This window comes from Streptomyces aurantiacus, from assembly GCF_001418335.1.
GTDB classification, from domain to species: domain Bacteria; phylum Actinomycetota; class Actinomycetes; order Streptomycetales; family Streptomycetaceae; genus Streptomyces; species Streptomyces aurantiacus.
Genome location: NZ_LIPP01000088.1, coordinates 1 through 17,246 on the forward strand (window position 1 = coordinate 1; position 17,246 = coordinate 17,246).

16 protein-coding genes are annotated in these 17,246 nt (G+C 70.5%); 8 read left to right on the top strand and 8 right to left on the bottom strand.

Annotated elements, in window-relative coordinates; translation table 11 throughout:
- Nucleotides 1–50: 50 nt before the first annotated feature.
- Both AOK01_RS12820 and AOK01_RS12825 read right to left on the bottom strand, forming a co-directional pair.
- Nucleotides 51–1,028 (bottom strand): ATP-binding cassette domain-containing protein, encoded by a 978-nt coding sequence (locus AOK01_RS12820; protein WP_055511109.1) that lies wholly within the window; start codon nt 1,026–1,028, stop codon nt 51–53.
- A gap of 156 nt (nt 1,029–1,184) precedes the next feature.
- Entirely contained in the window at nt 1,185–3,560 is a 2,376-nt protein-coding gene (locus AOK01_RS12825; protein WP_055511110.1) for a glycoside hydrolase family 2, read from the bottom strand.
- 307 nt (nt 3,561–3,867) lie between these two features.
- Here AOK01_RS12825 and AOK01_RS12830 point away from each other — a divergent pair, with 307 nt between their 5' ends.
- Complete coding sequence (locus AOK01_RS12830; protein WP_055511111.1) at nt 3,868–5,316, top strand: WGR domain-containing protein; 1,449 nt, start codon at nt 3,868–3,870, stop codon at nt 5,314–5,316.
- A gap of 25 nt (nt 5,317–5,341) precedes the next feature.
- On the opposite strand, the gene AOK01_RS12835 is transcribed toward AOK01_RS12830, so the two are convergent.
- The gene (locus AOK01_RS12835) at nt 5,342–5,638 is read right to left on the bottom strand and encodes an MDR/zinc-dependent alcohol dehydrogenase-like family protein (RefSeq protein WP_245702224.1); all 297 of its coding nucleotides are present in this window, start codon (nt 5,636–5,638) and stop codon (nt 5,342–5,344) included.
- A 75-nt stretch (nt 5,639–5,713) separates the two neighbouring features.
- On the opposite strand from AOK01_RS12835, the gene AOK01_RS12840 reads away from it, so the two are divergent.
- Complete coding sequence (locus tag AOK01_RS12840; protein WP_157871283.1) at nt 5,714–6,094, top strand: acyl-CoA-like ligand-binding transcription factor; 381 nt, start codon at nt 5,714–5,716, stop codon at nt 6,092–6,094.
- Here the strand turns inward: AOK01_RS12840 and AOK01_RS12845 are convergent.
- On the bottom strand, nt 6,048–7,151 hold the full coding sequence (locus AOK01_RS12845; RefSeq protein WP_055511113.1) for a protein kinase family protein: 1,104 nt from the start codon (nt 7,149–7,151) through the stop codon (nt 6,048–6,050). The two genes, AOK01_RS12840 and AOK01_RS12845, sit on opposite strands and share 47 nt — an antisense overlap.
- 245 nt (nt 7,152–7,396) lie before the next feature.
- Here AOK01_RS12845 and AOK01_RS12850 point away from each other — a divergent pair, with 245 nt between their 5' ends.
- Nucleotides 7,397–8,095 (top strand): response regulator transcription factor, encoded by a 699-nt coding sequence (locus tag AOK01_RS12850; protein WP_063792779.1) that lies wholly within the window; start codon nt 7,397–7,399, stop codon nt 8,093–8,095.
- A gap of 64 nt (nt 8,096–8,159) precedes the next feature.
- Here the strand turns inward: AOK01_RS12850 and AOK01_RS12855 are convergent, their stop codons facing one another.
- From AOK01_RS12855 to AOK01_RS12865, 4 genes are all read right to left on the bottom strand, one after another.
- Nucleotides 8,160–9,701 (bottom strand): aKG-HExxH-type peptide beta-hydroxylase, encoded by a 1,542-nt coding sequence (locus AOK01_RS12855; protein ID WP_055511115.1) that lies wholly within the window; start codon nt 9,699–9,701, stop codon nt 8,160–8,162.
- Between the two features lie 104 nt (nt 9,702–9,805).
- A complete protein-coding gene (locus AOK01_RS46115; protein ID WP_281181346.1) occupies nt 9,806–9,940 on the bottom strand; it encodes a hypothetical protein in 135 nt (44 codons plus the stop codon).
- Nucleotides 9,941–10,123: 183 nt separating this feature from the next.
- Nucleotides 10,124–10,822: a GntR family transcriptional regulator gene (locus tag AOK01_RS12860; RefSeq protein WP_055511116.1), complete on the bottom strand. Its 699-nt coding sequence runs from the start codon at nt 10,820–10,822 to the stop codon at nt 10,124–10,126.
- A gap of 61 nt (nt 10,823–10,883) precedes the next feature.
- Nucleotides 10,884–11,771 (bottom strand): dihydrodipicolinate synthase family protein, encoded by an 888-nt coding sequence (locus AOK01_RS12865; protein ID WP_055511117.1) that lies wholly within the window; start codon nt 11,769–11,771, stop codon nt 10,884–10,886.
- A 178-nt stretch (nt 11,772–11,949) separates the two neighbouring features.
- Between AOK01_RS12865 and AOK01_RS12870 the strand changes: the two genes are divergently transcribed.
- The 5 genes from AOK01_RS12870 (at nt 11,950) to gap (ending at nt 17,179) form a co-directional block, all read left to right on the top strand.
- Nucleotides 11,950–13,338 (top strand): MFS transporter, encoded by a 1,389-nt coding sequence (locus AOK01_RS12870; protein ID WP_055511118.1) that lies wholly within the window; start codon nt 11,950–11,952, stop codon nt 13,336–13,338.
- Nucleotides 13,335–14,342, top strand: coding sequence for a dihydroxyacetone kinase subunit DhaK (locus AOK01_RS12875; RefSeq protein ID WP_055511119.1), 1,008 nt, complete (start codon nt 13,335–13,337; stop codon nt 14,340–14,342). Before AOK01_RS12870 ends, AOK01_RS12875 begins: the two co-directional genes overlap by 4 nt.
- Nucleotides 14,339–14,959: a DAK2 domain-containing protein gene (locus AOK01_RS12880; RefSeq protein ID WP_055511120.1), complete on the top strand. Its 621-nt coding sequence runs from the start codon at nt 14,339–14,341 to the stop codon at nt 14,957–14,959. The genes AOK01_RS12875 and AOK01_RS12880 overlap by 4 nt, the downstream gene beginning before the upstream one ends.
- Nucleotides 14,960–15,092: 133 nt before the next feature.
- Nucleotides 15,093–16,049 (top strand): GlxA family transcriptional regulator, encoded by a 957-nt coding sequence (locus AOK01_RS12885; RefSeq protein ID WP_055511121.1) that lies wholly within the window; start codon nt 15,093–15,095, stop codon nt 16,047–16,049.
- 131 nt (nt 16,050–16,180) lie between these two features.
- The gene (gap, locus tag AOK01_RS12890; RefSeq protein WP_055511122.1) at nt 16,181–17,179 is read left to right on the top strand and encodes a type I glyceraldehyde-3-phosphate dehydrogenase; all 999 of its coding nucleotides are present in this window, start codon (nt 16,181–16,183) and stop codon (nt 17,177–17,179) included.
- Nucleotides 17,180–17,246: the final 67 nt, after the last annotated feature.

Below are 17,246 nucleotides of genomic sequence, written 5' to 3' on the forward strand. Positions count from 1 at the left end.
CGGCAGCATCAGATGTGTATAAGAGACATGGGCCAGGGGAGGGCTGGTGCTCATCGGGCAGTCTCCTTGTGCTGGTCGGCCTTGGGCTTGTCGGTGCCGCCGGTCAGGGCGAAGAACACGTCGTCGAGGTCGGGGGTGTGCACGGTCAGCTCGTCCGCCTCGACACCGGCCGAGTCCAGCCAGTCGAGGACGGCGCGCAGCTCGCGCTGGCTGCCGTCGCTGGGGATCTGCAGTGCCAGGGCCTCGTCGTCCCTGGTGACCTCGCGCAGGGCGACCGCGGCGGCCCGGTACGTGACCGGGTCGGTGAACCGCAGCCGCACGTGCCCGCCGGGGACGAGCCGCTTCAGCTCGTCGGCGGTGCCCTCGGCGGCGATCCTGCCGTCGCTCAGCACCGCGATGCGGTCGGCGAGTTCGTCGGCCTCCTCCAGGTACTGGGTGGTGAGGAAGACGGTGACGCCGCCGGCGACCAGCTCGCGGATGATGCCCCATGTGGTGTGGCGGCTGCGGGGGTCCAGGCCGGTGGTCGGCTCGTCCAGGAAGATGATGCGCGGGTCGCCGACCAGCGTCATGGCGAGGTCGAGGCGGCGCTTCATGCCGCCGGAGTAGCCGGCGGCGGGCTTCTTCGCGGCCTCCACCAGATCGAAGCGCTCCAGGAGTTCGGCGGCGGTGCGGCGGCCCTCGGCGCGGGAGAGGTGGTGCAGGTCCGCCATGAGGAGCATGTTCTCCTCGCCGGTGATCAGGCCGTCGACGGCGGAGAACTGCCCGGTGACCCCGATGGCGGCGCGCACGGCCTGCGGGTCGACGGCCAGGTCGTGACCGCCGACGTGCAGGTCACCGGCGTCTGCGCCGATCAGGGTGGAGAGGATCTTGACGGCGGTGGTCTTGCCTGCGCCGTTCGGGCCGAGCAGGGAGAAGACCGTGCCGGCCGGCACCGCCAGGTCGATGCCGTCGAGGACCGTCTTGTCCCCGTATGCCTTGCGCAGCCCCTTGGCCGCTATCGCGAGCGAGTCCGAAGTCGTTTTCGTCATGCCGCAGAGACTGCGGCAGGGCGCTTTCAGAACGCACTCAGAACGCATTCAGTACGCACTCAGCGCGGTTTCACGACGGTTCGAGAGCCCTGGAACCGGGTGCGTACCGGCCCGGGAGAGGGGCGGCGCGGTGTGCGCGCCGCCCCTCCCACGGGGTCAGGGGGCCCAGGGTGCCTCGACGGCCCAGGTGGTGTCCTCCGTGAAGGAGGCGGGGTTGTCCCAGGCGTGGGAGCCGCCCGGGGTGGCCAGCCACAACTCGGCGTTGATGTGCCGCAGATACTGCTCGGGGAAGTTGGACGCGGAGAGCCGTACGCCGCCGCCCGCGCCGCGCACGGCACAGAAGGTCGCGTCGGCGTTGAACACGGCCCCGCTGCCCGACTCCTTGTACACGCGGAAGTCGCGGTGGCGCAGGTACTGGCCGGCGTAGTTGCGTGACTCGAACGAGTAGCAGGCGCTGTTGGCGAGGCCCGGCACGATCCTCCAGGTGGCGTCGCTCTTGAGCAGACCGGCGCTGTTCGCGTCGACCACGTCGGTGTAGGCGGCCCCGTCACGGTGGCGCAGATAGCGGTCGGTGTAGCCGGAGGTGGTCACCCGCAGGGACTTGTACTGGTTCGTGGGCAGGACGACGGGGGAGGCCGGAGCCCGGGACGCGTCGATGAGGGACAGGTTGGCGGCCCGGACGCGCGCCGCGTCCACCTTGACGACCTGCCGGTCATAGGTGAGGAGGCCGTTCGCCTCGTTCTCCACGTCGGTGATCTCCGTGTAGACGGAGGCGGAGAGCCCGGCGGGCATCCGCACCTCGCGCAGGGCGTCCAGAAGACCCACCAGACGGTTGTTCAGGTTGGTCTGGCTCGGCTGGTCCTCGTAACTGAAGCCGCCACCCGGATACCACTCGTGACCGGAGACCTTGAACCCCAGACCGCCGTACTCGCCGAGGACGGCGGCGCGGGTGGCGCTGGGCACGGTGGTGCCGGGTCCGACGTAGACATGATGGTCGAGGACGTCGCCGTTGCCGCCGTCGACCGCCCCGCAGCAGTTGATACCGCTCATGTTGTCGACCAGGCGCGAGGGGTCGTACGCCTTGACGTGGTCGGCGATGCGGGCCTGGTCGTACTGCCCCCATCCCTCGTTCTGGTTGACCCACATCACCACGGAAGGTGAGCTGCGGTGCTGGTCGATGATGCGGTCGTACTCGGCCTCCCACTGGGTCCGGGCGGCGCTGTCCGGGGCGCGGGTGTCCATCGCGGGCATGTCCTGCCAGACCAGCAGCCCCAGCTTGTCCGCCCAGTAGAACCAGCGCTGCGGTTCGACCTTGATGTGCTTGCGCACCATGTTGAAGCCGAGGTCCTTGTGTTTCTGCAGGTCGTACTTGAGGGCGTCGTCGGACGGCGCGGTGTAGATGCCGTCGGGCCAGTAGCCCTGGTCGAGGGTGCCGGTCTGGAAGACGAACTTGCCGTTGAGGACGGGACGCAGGACGCCGTCGACCCGTGCGATCCCCACGGAGCGCATTCCGGTGTAGCTCCCCACCGAGTCGACGGTGGCCGAACCGGAGAGCAGGTCCGCCTTCACGTCGTACAGGAACGGGTCCTCGGGCGTCCACAGGTGCGGGCTCGGTACCGGCACCGTGATCGTGCTGCCGACCGCGCCGGTCGCGCTGCCCACCGTCGTCGAGCCGGAGGACACGGTCACCCTGGCGCTCTGCCCGGAGACGCCGTCACCTCTGACGGTGACCTTGAGGGTGTTGTTCGTGAGGTCGGGCACCATGTCGAGGCGGGTGATGTGCGCCGGGGCCGTCGGCTCCAGCCACACGGTCTGCCAGATGCCGGACGCCGCCGTGTAGAAGATGCCGCCCCCGGGGTGCGGGGCCACGTCGTTGATGCGCTGCTTGCCGACGGCCTGGCCGCCCGTCTGGGTGGGGTCCCACACGGACACGACGACCGTGTTGGTGCCGCCGTTGAGCAGAGCGGTGATGTCGTACGAGAAGGAGTCGTAGCCCCCGCTGTGCGTGCCGCCCGCCTGGGTGCCGTTGACCCAGACCGTGGTACGCCAGTCGCTGGCACCGAAGTTGAGCTGGACGCGGCGGCCGTTCCAGCCGGCGGGAACCGTGAAGGTGCGCTTGTACCAGAGCTTGTCGTTCTGGGTGATCTTGCGCTGGATGCCGGAGAGCGCGGACTCGGCGACGAACGGCACCCGGATCTGGTCGGTGAACGACGAGGGCTGGCCCGCGTCCGCCGAGGTGACCGCGAAATCCCAGATGCCGTTGAGATTGGCCCAGTCGGGACGGGTGAGCTGGGGGCGCGGATACTCCGGCAGCGGATTGTCGACCGGGACCTGGTTCGTCCACGGGGTGGTCATGGGGGAGGGCTTGGGCGTCCACGCGGCCGGTGCGGCGGGTGCTGCCTGAACGGTGCCCGTGGCGGTCAGGGCGGCCGTGCACACCAGTGCGAGGGTGGCGAGCGCGGTGGTGATCCGCCTCGCCCGCTGTCTCAGCCATGCTGCCCAGGGGCGTGGGGCCGGGGTGGTGCTGCGCATCGTGACTCCTTGGGATGTCGGGAGGCAAGGACGTGCACGTACGAAAGGTCCGGACGACGGACGCCGACCGGGCTGACCGAGAGGTCGGCGGCTCGTCGTCTCGGTCTGTACAACGTTGGAAAGAGCGGTAGTTGGCATGACAGCACGACACCGACGGCCTGTACAGGTACATGACACGATGAATTGGGGGGCATGGCGTGGAGCTGCCGTCATCCGTCCGGCCGATGGAGTGTCAGTGCCTGCCCCTACGGTGTGAGCAGTGGGACCCGCCGGAGAGACCGCGGGCCCGCCCTGGGAGGGGTCTGCCATGTCTACCGAGTCCGCGTCGACGACGTATCTGGAGCTGTCGCAGGAGGACGGCGCCGCGCACAAGTTCTACGAAGTGGCCGTCGACGGCCCGGTGGTGACGGTGCGGTACGGGCGGATCGGTGCCGCCGGGCAGACCCAGACGACGACGTTCCCCACGGCGGACAAGGCGCGGTCCGCCGCGGCGAAGAAGGTGGGGGAGAAGGTCCGCAAGGGCTACGCTCCGGCGGTCGCGGGGCAGCGCGCCCCGCGAGCGGTGACCCGGCGTCAGGTGTCCTCGGCACCCTCCACCGCGCGCGCCGTGGCCCCCGTGCTGTGGCGGTTCCGCACCGGGTCGTCGGCCTTCGGCATCCACGTCGACGACGACCGCTGCTGGGTCGGCAATCAGGCGGGCGACGTCTTCACCCTGGACCACGACGGCGGCGTCCTGGCGCGCTTCAGCCTGCCGGACGGCGTGAAGTGCCTGGTCGCCGACGATTTCTGGATCTACGCAGGGTGCGACGACGGCCGGGTCTACGACCTGTCCTCGAAGCTGCCGTTCGCGGCGTACGACGTCGCGGCGGACGTCGACATCTTCTGGCTGGACATCCACGAGGGCGTCCTGAACGTCTCGGACCGCGAAGGCCGGCTCACCGTCATCGACCACGAGGACGAGCACCAGTGGGCCCGCCGCAGCCAGGGCGAGCACGCCTGGATGGTCCGCGCCGACGACCGTGGCGTCTACCACGGCCACCAGGGCGGGGTGACCGCCTACGCGCCCGACGGGACCGGCGAGTTGTGGCACACGCCGACCCGCGGCGGTGTCCTGTTCGGCTGGCAGGAGGAGGACGCCGTGTACGCGGGAACCGCGCATCGCGCGGTCCAGCGGCTGTCGAAGACGACCGGCAGGGTCGAGGCCACCTACGCCTGCGACAGCGCGGTGTACTCGTGCGCCACCTCGCCCGGCGGCCGGTTCGTCTTCGCCGGCGACGCCTCCTCGTCGGTCTACTGCTTCGACCGGGACGGCACTCGCCTCTGGAAGCTCGGCACGGGCGGCGGCTCGGCGCTGTCGATGCAGTACCGCGACGACCGGCTGTACCTGGTGACCACGGACGGCTCGCTGGTGTGCGTGGACGCGAGCGAGGCGGCCGTCTCGGCGGCGCAGCAGGGCACGGTGCCGGTGGCGCGGGACGTCAAGCTCGCCGAGGCCCTGCCGACCTACGCACCGGTCACGGCCGCGGCCGCGATGGCGACCGTCTCCCGGGCGCCGGCCGGAGCGATCGTCGTCGAGTGCGTCCAGACGACCGGCCGACTGCGCGTCCACGTGGTGTCCGAGGGCTACGACTCGTCCTGGAACGTCCAGTTCCCGCGCACGATACGCGAGCCCGGAGCCCGCTATGTCGTCGACGCCCTGCACGCGGCGGCCGGCGGTTTCTACCGGGTCCGCGGTGACATCCGCCGCCTGCTGTGACCAGTTCACCGGGCGGGACCGCTGGTCAGGACCCGGCCGGACCGGCCGGGCCCCCGAGATCGAGGACGGCCTTGCCGTGGAGGCGGTGGCCGAGCAGCGCTTGTACCGCCTCGGTGTGTCGCGTCCAGGCGCCGCGCCGGCTGATGCCCGGATCCAGGCGGCCCGCGGCGATCTCCGCGGCCGGCCACGACAGGTCCGCGGAGAAGTCGGCGGTGGGGTCGCCGACGAGGTAGAAGGTGCGGATCGACCGGTCGTGGCGCCCTTCGTCGCCCTGCAGGGCCTCCGGCGGCAGCACCGCTGGGGCCTCGGAGGATCGGCCCACGCTGAACAGGGTGCCGCCGACCGACAGGCAGGCGAAGGCGTCGACTGGGACGTCTGTCTGGAAGTCCTGGACGGCATGGAGAAGTCCGGGCCGCTGGCCGACGTCTTCCTCGGCGCCATGCTGGCCACCCTGGAGCGCATGGACGAGGACTGGTACCGGCGCTTCCCGCTCACGCTCCGGCTGATCGCCGACTCGCCCGCACTCGACGGGTACTCGCTGAGGCACTGCACCGAGGTCCAGGCCGAGATCACGCGCCGACTCGGTGGGCACAACCGCCTCGAACTGCGGCTCCTCATCGAGTTCTTCGTGGCCGCCTGGCGCTGCGCCCCGGACGAATGGCTGCCCGACTGCACACCGGGCGAACTCCCCGCGCTCCTGCGCCGGGTCTGCTCAGCCATGGACTCCACTTTCAGCCTGGAGGCACGAGCCCGTTCGGTGCGGTGCGCGTCCCGCTGATCCGGTGGATCTCCTCCACCGGGTACGGGGTCTGCCTGCTCCGGTGCTGGAACGTGCGGTTGAAGTCCGAGATCAGGGCGGCGATCGGCGCGTGCCGGGCGATGAGCGCCGCGGCCCCCTCCGGGATGCCTGCGGGGTGCTTGCCCTCCGCGTAGGCACGTATCAGCGCGTAGCGGCCGTCCCGGTCCTCCGGCCGGAATCCGCACAGAGCGGTGACCAGCCAGTTCACCAGGTAGGTGGCGGTGTAGCAGCGGTCGTAGGCCTCATGCCGGTCGAAGAAGTCGCCCTCGTCCCGCGACAGTTCGAACCCGGAGGAGACGGCGAGGCCGTAGTCCGTGAAGTAGAGGCGCCGGCCGTCGGTGAGGATGTTCTCGAAGTGCGCGTCGAAGTGCAGGAGTCCGCGGCTGTTCATGAACGAGGTGCCGGCTGCCAGCTCCCTCTCCACCATGGCGCAGGCCCGGTCGGCGGCTTCGCCACCCGCTTCGTCACCCGTTTCGACCTGGGTGCCCAGCCACTGGTGCAGGTTCTGCGGGATGTACTCCAGGAACAGCGCGACACTCGCCGAGGACTGCTGGAGTGCCTGGATGCGGCGGCGCACCCGCGATCCGCCGCCCCAGTAGGCAACAGCCCGTTCGACGTCGGCCAGTTCCTCGGGCAGGGGCGTCGCGTCGGGCAGCACCCGCCAGTGGTACATCAGGGGAAAGCCCTCATGTTCGGCCGACAGCACCCAGTCCGTCGTCATGGTGTGCACGGCGAGTTCTCGCCAGGCCCCGAAGCCGGGCCCGCCGAGGGCGCCGATGCCGTAATGGCAGAAGACGGGCAGCTCGAACAGGTTCGCCGTGGAGCGGACATGCTCAGGTCGCCTCTCCAAGTCCGTGAGGGGCACCCGCTTCACGAAGACCGGGGTTCCGGCGACCTCCAGCAGGGCCGACGTCCCGCCGATGCCGGAACCGAGGGGCACGGCCGTGTCCACGAGGTCACGCAGGGCGCGATCGCCGTACAGGGCCAGGGACTCGGAGACGGCGCCATGGGCGGTCAGCCGCGCACCGCGTGACATGTCAGGGCACTTCACTGCGGCCTCCGTCCGAGCGCGGACCTCGATTCTGCACCGGCCGCGCGGTCGCGACCCCACTTCGACGGAGTCTTCCGACGGAGTCTCCGGCGCGCCGCCGGGCCCGCCCACGCGGCGTAACGGCCTATTGATCAACAGGAGTTCTACGCTTTCACCTGAACGTCGATACTGGCGGTGTGAGGAAAACGTTGTCACACCTCACGCCGGCCCGGGTGTAAGGATGGGTCAGAATGGCCGGTGCGGTCCAAGATGTCGGTATGCGTGTGGTGGTAATAGAGAGCATCCCCCTGATTCTGGGTGGATTGCGTTCCGCTCTCGAAGGGGACGGGATCACCGTCGCCGCAGCGACCCACGACCCGCAGACCGGAGTGCGTGCGGTCCGGCAGGAAAAGCCCGATGTGGTCCTCGTCGACCTCGACCTGCCCGGCCGCGCGGGAACCCGGCTGCTCCAGCAACTGCGTCGGCAGTATCCGGCGCCGCGGCTGATCGCCTCGGTGTCCCCGGAACGCGACGATGACAGCCTGTTGTTGACAACGTTGTTGGCGGGGGCCACGGGCTATCTGCTCAAGACCGCGGAGACGGTGGACCTGCTCCGCACCGTGCGCGCCGTGCAGCGGGGATACGTCACGCTGGGCCCGCGGGCCGGCGGTGAACTCTCCGCCCTGCTGACCCGCCTGGCGGAAGTCGACGGAACACTCCCGTTCCCGGTCCTGACCGACCGGGAACGGGAAGTGCTGCGACTGGTCTCGCTCGGCTACGGCAATCGCCGCATAGCGCAGGAGCTGTTCATATCGGAGAAGACCGTGCGCAATTACGTCTCGGCCATCCTGCCGAAGATTCATGTGTCGAGTCGGCTTGAGGCCATTGTGTCCGCACGGCTGGCCGGCCTGGAAACGGCCGGCCCCGGCACGGGCTCCGCGGGTACGTAGCCGCGCCGGCGGCCCGGGACTTGAACGGCCGCTCCTGAGAGGGCCGTTGACCGAACGAGAAGCGTCACACGTCGTGGGTGACGAGGCCGGCGGCCACGAGCCGACGCACGCTGTCGCTCACCTGCCGGCCGACCTCATCCGAGCCGGCCGGAAGACCGGCCGCTCGGGCGTAGGCCGTGTGCACCGAGCCGAGGTCACGCCCGTCGCACAGGGAGTAGACCGTCCACGAGCGCGCGTTCAGCCAGTGCATCCGGGCCGACTCCGCGGGGCTGACGATGAGTTGCCCCAGGCCGGGCAGCGCGGTCGCGTCCACCGGTGTGACGCGCTGAAGAGTGCCGTCGGGGAGAATCTCCGGCAACTGCCCCGACGACTGCCCCGGCCGCGCTTGAACGGTCGGCCCGGCGGCGCGGTCAGGGGGCCGCGGCGCGTCGTCGTCCACCAGACGCAGCGCGGTGAGAAGCCAGCGGGCGAACCGGTGCCCGTTCTCGGTGAGTGACTCCTCCGGCAGCGACAGCATGCACTCGGCGAGGTAGCGGGCCCGTTCCACGCTGGTCCGGTACTGCCCGCTCAGGGCGGCGGGGGTGCCGGGGCTGGGCTCGTCGAGATCCTCGGCCGACGGAGGCGCGCCGAACCTCTCCCGGACCGCTTCGTCCGCGGCGTCCGCCGCGGCCCGGAAGACCAGCAGATGCACGTAGAAGTGCAGGGCGACGATCACTCGGATGACCGTCCAGGAACCGATCCGCCACGGGATCGGCACGCGCTCGGTGGCGTTCCTCACCACGGAGCCGGTACGGAGCGCGTCGAAGAGCTTGAGGTGGGCGCCCTCGTGCAGCAGGCTTTCGGCGGCGAGCCAAGGGGACGCGCAGCGTTCGGGCGCCAGCAGGACCGTCGACGGGAGCGGGTCGCCGCCGGACATGGACTGCAGGGGCCCTTCCTCGCTCTCCCGGTGGGTGAAGCCCACCATGGTGACGTGCCCGAGTACGCCGGCTCCCGCGGCGGGCAGCAGCGTGGCGAGGAGTTCCGCGCCCTCTCGCAGGACGGTACGGACGCCGTCCGTCGGACTGACCGGGCCTGCCGCCCGGCTGTCGCCGAGCGCGTCGCGGTACAGCTCCATGAGGCGCTCGGCCAGCATCTCCTGCGAGCTGTCGTGCGGCGCGGGTTCGGTCAGCACCCAGGCGTCCCCGAGCCCGGGCCAGGCACGCCGGTGCGGATGGCTGAGGGCTTCGCAGGGCCCGGTGGAGTGCAGGACGGCCGTCGGGCCGTTCGTCGTCGGGCCGGCCGCGTGGTCGCGGGCGTACAGGCCGAACGAACTGTGTTCGAGCCGGCCGCTCTCCAGCAGTGCGAGGTCGACCTCGAAGCAGTTGCGCAGCACCGGGTCGTACAGCAGCGGGCGGAGGCGTTCGTCGGATGCCGCGGCCGTCCTCCGCAGCACGTCCGCTGCTTCGCCGTCATGCCGCGCCAGCATGGTCAGACCCAGCCGGAAGCGGGCGAGGTTGCGTTCGCCGATGGCGGCGGAGTCGCCGAACTGCCGGTCGGCGCAGAGCATCGTGTCGGCCTGTGCCACCCGGTCGGTGACCGGCTCGGCGGCGGAAGGTGAAGCGGGCAACGACGGACCGTCCTTCGGAAGCTGGCAGCGGACAGGAACCTGACGCACCGGCAGCGGCACCGGGCCCTTTCCCGGGCCCGGTGCCGTGCCGGACGCGCCGTGTGTCAGGCGGTCCGGACCGCCTGGTACGACGGAAGCCAGGCGCGCTCCTCCGGTGCGTCGACAGCGATCTCCGGTGCTTCGTCGTCGAGGTATGCCTGCGGAGCCAGGTCGGGGGTCTCGATGTGGTCTACCAGCATGTCCGGTCCCTTCGGTCAGCATTGGGCGGAACGAGCCCGGGCGGGGTGGGTGACACCCTGCCCGGAACATCATCTTCCGCCACCGGGGTCCCGCACCGATGGGACGGATGTCCCGAATTTTGTCCCACGCCCCGACAGACACACCAACCCCGGCAGACACAGCGGAACTTGAGGCGTGCGGGGTCAGGTGACGATCTCGTGGGAGGCCATGTCGGCCAGCGTCCACTCCTCGACCTCGGCGAGGTGGAGCGCGGCGGCCTCCTGCGCGGCCGCCACGTCGCGGGCGGCCATGGCGTCGAGGATCTCGATATGGCGTTGGGTGGAGCCGGCCAGCCGGTGCGGACCGGTCGCGCCGAGCACGCGCAGCCAGTAGACGAACGGCTCGACGCTCTCCCGGGCCGTGATCAGCCGGCTGTTGCCGGTGAAAGCGATGATCTCGCCGTGGATGCGGGTGTCACTGGCGAAGAAGGGCTCGTAGTCGCCCTGTTCGGCGGCGCGCAGGGCGGCGACGGCCTCGTCGCGCAGGTCGGTGATCTGCTCCACGGGCATCGTCTCCGCGGCGACGCCGGTCGCCAGCCACTCCAGCCCTTTGCGCAGTTGGCACACCTCGTGGACGTCCTGCCGGGTCGGCCGGGTGACGAAGGTGCCGGAACGGGGACGGGTCTCGACGAGCCGGTCGTGTTCCAGGCGGGCCAGGGTGTCGCGCACGGGGGTGCGCGACACACCGAACTCGTTCGCCATGGCCTGCGGGTCCAGGCGTGAACCAGGCGCGTACACACCGGTGGTGATCCGGTCGCACAGGATGGAGTAGAGCTGCTCGGAGATCGACTCCACGATCAGGGGAGTGGTCCCGCGACGGCTGCTGACGGACGTGGTGGCCATGGTCGACCCTCTTCTCGGGCGGTCGTCGCGTGGCAGCTCCCTGGCGCTGGACATGCGACATCTAATCGATCAGGTTAGCGGCTCGCAGGGCGGTTCCGATGCGCTCGCGCTCGGCCGAGGTGGCGGGCTTGAAGGGCCGGCGGGGAAGGCCGGGGGAGCGGCCCTGCAGTTCCAGAGCCGCCTTGAGGGTGGCGGGCAGGTTGGGTGCGTCGATGGCCCGCCAGACCGTCAGGATCCGCTCGTGCAGCTCCAGTGCCCTGGCGTGGTCGCCGGCCTGGACCGCGTCCCAGAGCTCGACGCTGAGCTTCGGCGTGACGGTCGGGATGGCGGCGAGGGCGCCGTGGGCCCCCATGACGAACGCCGGGTAGTGCAGGTCGTCCAGGGCGGCGAGCACGGTGAACCGGTCGCGCAGCCGGTGCAGCAGATCGGCGAGGAGGTGGATGTCGCCGCCGGACTGCTTGACCGCCACCACCTGCGGCACGTCGCTGAGCATCTCGATCGTGTCGACCGGGACCAGCGCCCAGGGCACCACGTTGTAGAGGACGATCGGCAGGTCGGTGGCCTCGCCGATCTCGCGGTAGTGCGCGACGGTCTCCTCCGGAGAAGGGGCGAAGACGTAGTGCACGGGCGTGACCTGGAGAGCGTCGACGCCCACCTCCTTCAGCGCCAGGGAGTACCGCTTGGCCTGGGCCGTCGAGTTCTGGATGACCCCGCCGATGACCGGAACCCGGCCGGCCACCTCGTCCACCACGGTCGCGCAGATCGCGGCACTCTCCTCCAGGGAGAGCGTCTGGCCCTCGCCGGTGCTGCCGCAGGCGCAGATCGCCGTCACGCCCTGGCCGAGGAGGTACTTCACCTCACCCCGCAGCAGGCCGAGGTCCACCTCGTCGTGCTCGTCGAACGGTGTGACGACGGTCGAGATCATCCCGCCGAGCTGGATGTCCTTCACGTGACCTCCGGGGTGTTGCCGCAACCTCAGTGCGGATGTAATGTCTGATGCATCAGATGTTAGCACGCGTTCCCTGGTCAGGAGAACCGTGTCTTTCCGGACACGGCCGGTGCCGAGGCAGGATCAAGAGCAGAGGGCACCGACCACGTCATCCGAGCCGCATCGCAATGGAGCGAGCATGCCCGTCCCCGACAAGACTCCGGACTCCCCAGACTCCCCGGATTCCCCAGACTCCCCGGATTCCCCGGCGTCCCTGCGCAAGGTCGTCACGGCCAGCGCCCTGGGCACCACCGTGGAGTACTACGACTTCACCCTGTACGCCACCACGGCCGCGCTGGTCTTCGACGATGTCTTCTTCCCCGACGCCTCGCCCCTGATCGGTACCCTGGCGGCCTTCGCCACGTACTTCGTCGGCTACGCGGCCCGCCCACTCGGCGGCATCTTCTTCGGCCACTTCGGCGACCGCCTCGGCCGCAAGAACGTACTGATCATCACCATGCTCATGATGGGCCTGGGCACCTTCGCCATCGGCCTGCTGCCGTCCTACGACAGCATCGGCATCGCGTCCCCGCTGCTCCTCGTCCTCATCCGCCTGATCCAGGGCCTGGGCATGGGAGGCGAGTACGGCGGCGGCGTCCTGATGACCCTGGAGTACAGCCCGGCCCACCGCCAGGGCTTCTTCACCTCGCTCGTACACATCGGCACCCCCGCCGGCGTACTGATCCCCGTCGGACTGGTGTCCGTCCTGGACGCGACCCTCTCTACGGGAACCTACGACTCCTGGGCCTGGCGCCTGCCGTTCCTGGCCAGCATCCTGCTGGTCGGCGTGGGCATCTGGATGCGGCTCAACATCACCGAGAGCCCGGAGTTCGTGAAGATGCGCGCGGACCGGGAGGTGCAGAGCCTGCCGGTGCGCCAGGTCTTCACCCGGCAGCCCGGCACGGTCTTCTTCTCCGTCCTCGCGAAGATCGCCGAGAGCGGTCTGTTCAACATCTACTACGTGGTGGCCATCACCTACGTCACCACCGAACTCGATCTGCCCAAGGGCCCGGTACTGCTGGCCGTCCTGGTGGCCTGCGCCGTCGAGTGCTGCACGCTGCCGTACTTCGGAGCACTCTCCGACCGCATCGGCCGACGCAAGGTGTACATCGCGGGAGCCGTCTTCCAGGCCCTGCTGGCCGTCCCCTTCTTCCTGCTCATCGAGACCGGCCACTTCTGGGCCTACACGCTCGGCATGACGCTCGGCCTCGGCGTGGGACACGCCGCGATGTACGGAGCCCAGGGCGCACTGTTCTCCAACCTCTACCCTGTCAACGTCCGCTACACCGGCCTCTCCGTCACCCAGCAGATCGGCGCCACACTCGGTGGCGGACTCTCCCCGCTCATCGGCACCGGACTGCTCTCCGCGGCCGGCGGCCACTGGAGCTGGCTGATCGTGTACTGCGTCGGCGTCGCCGTTGTCTCCGCACTGGCCGCCACCAGGCTGGGCCGGGGCGAGGCACCGTCCATCCTCACACCGCGCACCCTCCCCAAGGCCGTCGTCCCCGAAAGGACCTCCGCTCCGTGAACCGCCTCTTCCTGCCCGCCGACAACGCCGTGGAACGGGCGCTGCAGGGCCTCGCCCTGACCCATCCCGACCTGCTCGAACTCCACCGCGATCCGCTGTACCTGACCGGCCGCCGCCGCAACCCCGCCCGGCGCGTCGGCCTCGTCTCCGGCGGCGGGTCGGGCCATGAACCCCTGCACAGCGGCTTCGTCGGCCCCGGCATGCTCGACGCGGCGGTCCCCGGCCGCGTCTTCGCCTCCCCGCACAACCGTCAGATCCACGAGGCGTCGAAGAAGGCCGCAGGACCCGACGGCGTCCTGCACATCGTCAAGAACTACACCGGCGACCGCATCAACTTCGGGATCGCGGCCGAACGCCTGCGAGCCGACGGCATCCCCGTCCGCCGCGTCCTCGTCGACGACGACCTCGCCACCGACGACGCCTCCACCGCCACGGGCCGCCGCGGCACGGGAGCCACCGTCCTCGTGGAGAAGCTCCTCGGCGGCGCGGCGGACACCGGCCTCGGCCTCGACGAACTCGCCGACCTCGGAACCCTGTTCGCGGATGCCTCACGCAGTGTGGCCGTCGCCGCGCGGGCCCAGACCTCACCCTCCCGGGGCGGCGAAGCGTTCGAGCTCCCCGACAACACCCTTGAGTACGGCGTCGGCATCCACGGCGAGCGCGCCGCCGAAGCCCTGCCCAACCCGGGCCTGGAAGACCTCGTCGCCCATATGACGGACCAGGTGCTCGGCGCCCTGCCGCACGCGGCCGACTCCGTTCTGCTCCTGGTCAACGGACTCGGCGCGACCACCCTCCTGGAACTCCAGGCCGTCCACGCCCTCGTCTGCGAGGCGCTCGACAAGCGCGGCGTGCACATGGCGGGCCGCCTCGTCGGCACCTACGTCCCGGCCCTGGACATGAGTGGCTTCTCCCTCACCCTCACCACGCTGGGCGCCGGATGGCTCGACTTCTGGAACAGCCCGGCCCACACGCCCGCCTTCACCGTCCTGGAGCCCACCCGATGACCGCCGACCAGAAGCTCGTGCTGCTCACCTACGCCGACGCCGCCCGCACCGCTCACGACGTGCTGACCACTCTCGACCAGCACTCCGGTGACGGCGACTTCGGCGACAACCTCCTCGACGGGCTCGACCGGGTCCGCGCGGCACTGGACGCCCACCCCTCCGAACCGGCCTTCCACCTCGCCGCGACCGTCTTCCTCGACGAGGTCGGCGGCACCAGCGGCCCGTTGATCGGACTCCTCCTCCAGGAGATCGCCCGGGGACTGGCCGCCCACACCGACGACCGGGAGGGCTGGCGGGCCGGCGTGAGCGAGGGCCTGGCCGCCATCCAGCGCGTCGGCGAGGCGGAGCCCGGCGACCGCACCATGGTCGACGCACTGGCCCCGGCCCGGGACGCCTTCGAAGCCGGGGCGTCCTTCGGCGCCGTCGCCGACGCGGCACTCACCGGCGCGCGGAAGACCGCGGACCTGCGGGCCCGTCGAGGACGCGCCTCCTACGTCGGCGACCGGGCACTCGGCGCCCCGGACCCCGGAGCCATGGGCGTGGCCCTGCTGTTCTGGTCCCTCGCCCACGTCGCGGGACAAGGAGACCGACTGCCGGACCTGCCGAACCTGCTGTGAGCCGAACCGGATCCTGTACGCAGCGGGCTCGAAGCCGGTACGCCCGTACGCCGGTACGGGGACCGGTCGCTTTGCCGTGTGGCCCGTGGGGTGGGGTGGCTGGAAGGCCCGCATGTTTGCGTAGGCTGTCCTGGTGTCAGCTGCCCGTCTGCGTCGCGTTGCCGTTCTTGTGCTGGAGGGGGCGAAGCCGCTCGATGTCGGCATCCCCGCTCAGGTGTTCACCACCCGGGCGAGCATGCCCTACGAGGTGCGGTTGTGCGGCGCGGCACCTGGCCTGGTGACCGGCGGTGACGGCCTTTCGTACCATGTCGCCGACGGCCTGGACGCGCTGGAGTGGGCCGACATCGTCTTCATCCCCGGCTATCGCTTCCCCGGCCGTGACGATCCGCCGCCGGCCGTCGTCGACGCACTGATCGCCGCGCACGGCCGGGGCGCCCGGCTGGCCGCCATTTCCACGGGCGCCTTCGCGCTCGCCGCGACCGGCCTGCTGGACGGGAAGCGCGCCACGACCCACTGGCACTACACGCGGGCGCTGGTGGCCCGCTATCCGCGCGTCCGGGTCGACGAGAACGTCCTGTTCGTCGACGAGGGCAGCATGCTGACCTCGGCGGGCGCCGCCTCGGGCATCGACCTGTGCCTGCACATCCTGCGCGGTGACCTCGGGGTGGCCGCGTCCAACCGCGCGGCCCGGCGCCTGGTCGCGGCGCCCTACCGCAGCGGCGGCCAGGCGCAGTACGTACCGCGCAGCGTGCCCGAGCCGCGCGGCGAACAGTTCGCCGCCACCCGGCAGTGGGCGTTGCACCGGCTCGGCGAGCGGCTCACCCTGGACGTGCTGGCGCGGCAGGCCGCGGTCTCACCGCGTACCTTCTCCCGGCGCTTCGTCGACGAGACGGGGTACACGCCGATGCAGTGGGTCATGCGGGCCCGTATCGACCTGGCCCGCGAGCTGCTCGAACGATCGCAGCGCAGCGTCGAGCAGATCGCCACCGACGTCGGTCTGGGCACGGGCGCGAATCTGCGGCTGCACTTCCAGCGCATCCTGGCCACCACACCCAGCCAGTACCGGCGCACCTTCGCCGCGGGCGACTAGGGCAGGACCGGTCCACTCGTTCAGGGTGGCGCGAGCAGGGTGGCGCGATCCTTTTGAACCATGGCAATCCCGCCACTGTCAGCGGCGGCCGGGGCGAGCGAGCCTGGTGGCGAACCGAAGGGACACCACTCATGACTCGCATAGCCATCAACGGATTCGGCCGCATCGGACGCAATGTGCTGCGGGCGCTGATCGAACGCGACAGCACCCTCGACGTGGTCGCCGTCAACGACCTCACGGAGCCGGCGACGCTCGCGCGGCTGCTCGCCTACGACACGACGTCCGGCCGGTTCGGCCGCCCGGTGAGCGCCGACGGGGACGAGCTCGTCGTCGACGGCCGTCGCATCAAGGTGCTCGCCGAGCGCGAACCCGCGCAACTGCCGTGGGCCGCACTCGGTGTCGACATCGTCCTGGAGGCGACCGGCCGTTTCACGTCGGCCAAGGCGGCCCGTGCCCACCTCGACGCGGGCGCGCGCCAGGTGCTCGTCAGCGCTCCGTCGGACGGCGCCGACGTCACGCTGGCGTTCGGGGTCAACACCGACACCTACGATCCGGCCCTGCACACGATCGTCTCGAACGCCTCGTGCACGACCAACGCGCTGGCACCCCTGGCCGCGGTTCTCGACGACCTGGCCGGCATCGAGCACGGCTTCATGACGACGGTGCACGCCTATACCCAGGAGCAGAACCTTCAGGACGGTCCGCACCGGGACGCCCGCCGGGCCCGGGCGGCGGCGGTCAACATCGTGCCGACGACGACGGGCGCCGCCAAGGCGATCGGTCTCGTGCTGCCGAACCTGGAGGGCAAGCTGACGGGTGACTCGATCCGTGTGCCGGTTCCCGTGGGCTCGATCGTGGAGCTCAACACGACCGTCGCCCGTGACGTGACCCGCGACGACGTCCTGGCCGCGTACCGGACCGCGGCCGACGGACCTCTCGCGGGCGTCCTCGAATACTCGGACTTCCCCCTCGTGTCCTCCGACATCGTGGGCAACCCCGCGTCGTCGATCTTCGACTCGGCCCTCACGCGCGTGGACGGCCGCCATGTGAAGGTGGTCGCCTGGTACGACAACGAATGGGGCTTCTCGAACCGGGTCATGGACACGCTGGAGTTCCTCGCCACCCACTGACCGGAGTCCGCCCTGAGCCGGCGCCGTTCCTCCTGGCCCGGGACCCGCTCTCGCGAGCAGGCGCGGC

Excerpts from the sequence above, each read along its gene's own strand:
- AOK01_RS12820 (WP_055511109.1), bottom strand. The coding sequence starts at position 1,028 with ATGACGAAAACGACTTCGGACTCGCTCGCGATAGCGGCCAAGGGGCTG.
- AOK01_RS12825 (WP_055511110.1), bottom strand. The coding sequence starts at position 3,560 with ATGCGCAGCACCACCCCGGCCCCACGCCCCTGGGCAGCATGGCTGAGA.
- AOK01_RS12830 (WP_055511111.1), top strand. The coding sequence starts at position 3,868 with ATGTCTACCGAGTCCGCGTCGACGACGTATCTGGAGCTGTCGCAGGAG.
- AOK01_RS12840 (WP_157871283.1), top strand. The coding sequence starts at position 5,714 with ATGGAGAAGTCCGGGCCGCTGGCCGACGTCTTCCTCGGCGCCATGCTG.
- AOK01_RS12845 (WP_055511113.1), bottom strand. The coding sequence starts at position 7,151 with ATGTCACGCGGTGCGCGGCTGACCGCCCATGGCGCCGTCTCCGAGTCC.
- AOK01_RS12850 (WP_063792779.1), top strand. The coding sequence starts at position 7,397 with ATGGCCGGTGCGGTCCAAGATGTCGGTATGCGTGTGGTGGTAATAGAG.
- AOK01_RS46115 (WP_281181346.1), bottom strand. The coding sequence starts at position 9,940 with ATGCTGGTAGACCACATCGAGACCCCCGACCTGGCTCCGCAGGCATAC.
- AOK01_RS12860 (WP_055511116.1), bottom strand. The coding sequence starts at position 10,822 with ATGGCCACCACGTCCGTCAGCAGCCGTCGCGGGACCACTCCCCTGATC.
- AOK01_RS12870 (WP_055511118.1), top strand. The coding sequence starts at position 11,950 with ATGCCCGTCCCCGACAAGACTCCGGACTCCCCAGACTCCCCGGATTCC.
- AOK01_RS12880 (WP_055511120.1), top strand. The coding sequence starts at position 14,339 with ATGACCGCCGACCAGAAGCTCGTGCTGCTCACCTACGCCGACGCCGCC.
- gap (WP_055511122.1), top strand. The coding sequence starts at position 16,181 with ATGACTCGCATAGCCATCAACGGATTCGGCCGCATCGGACGCAATGTG.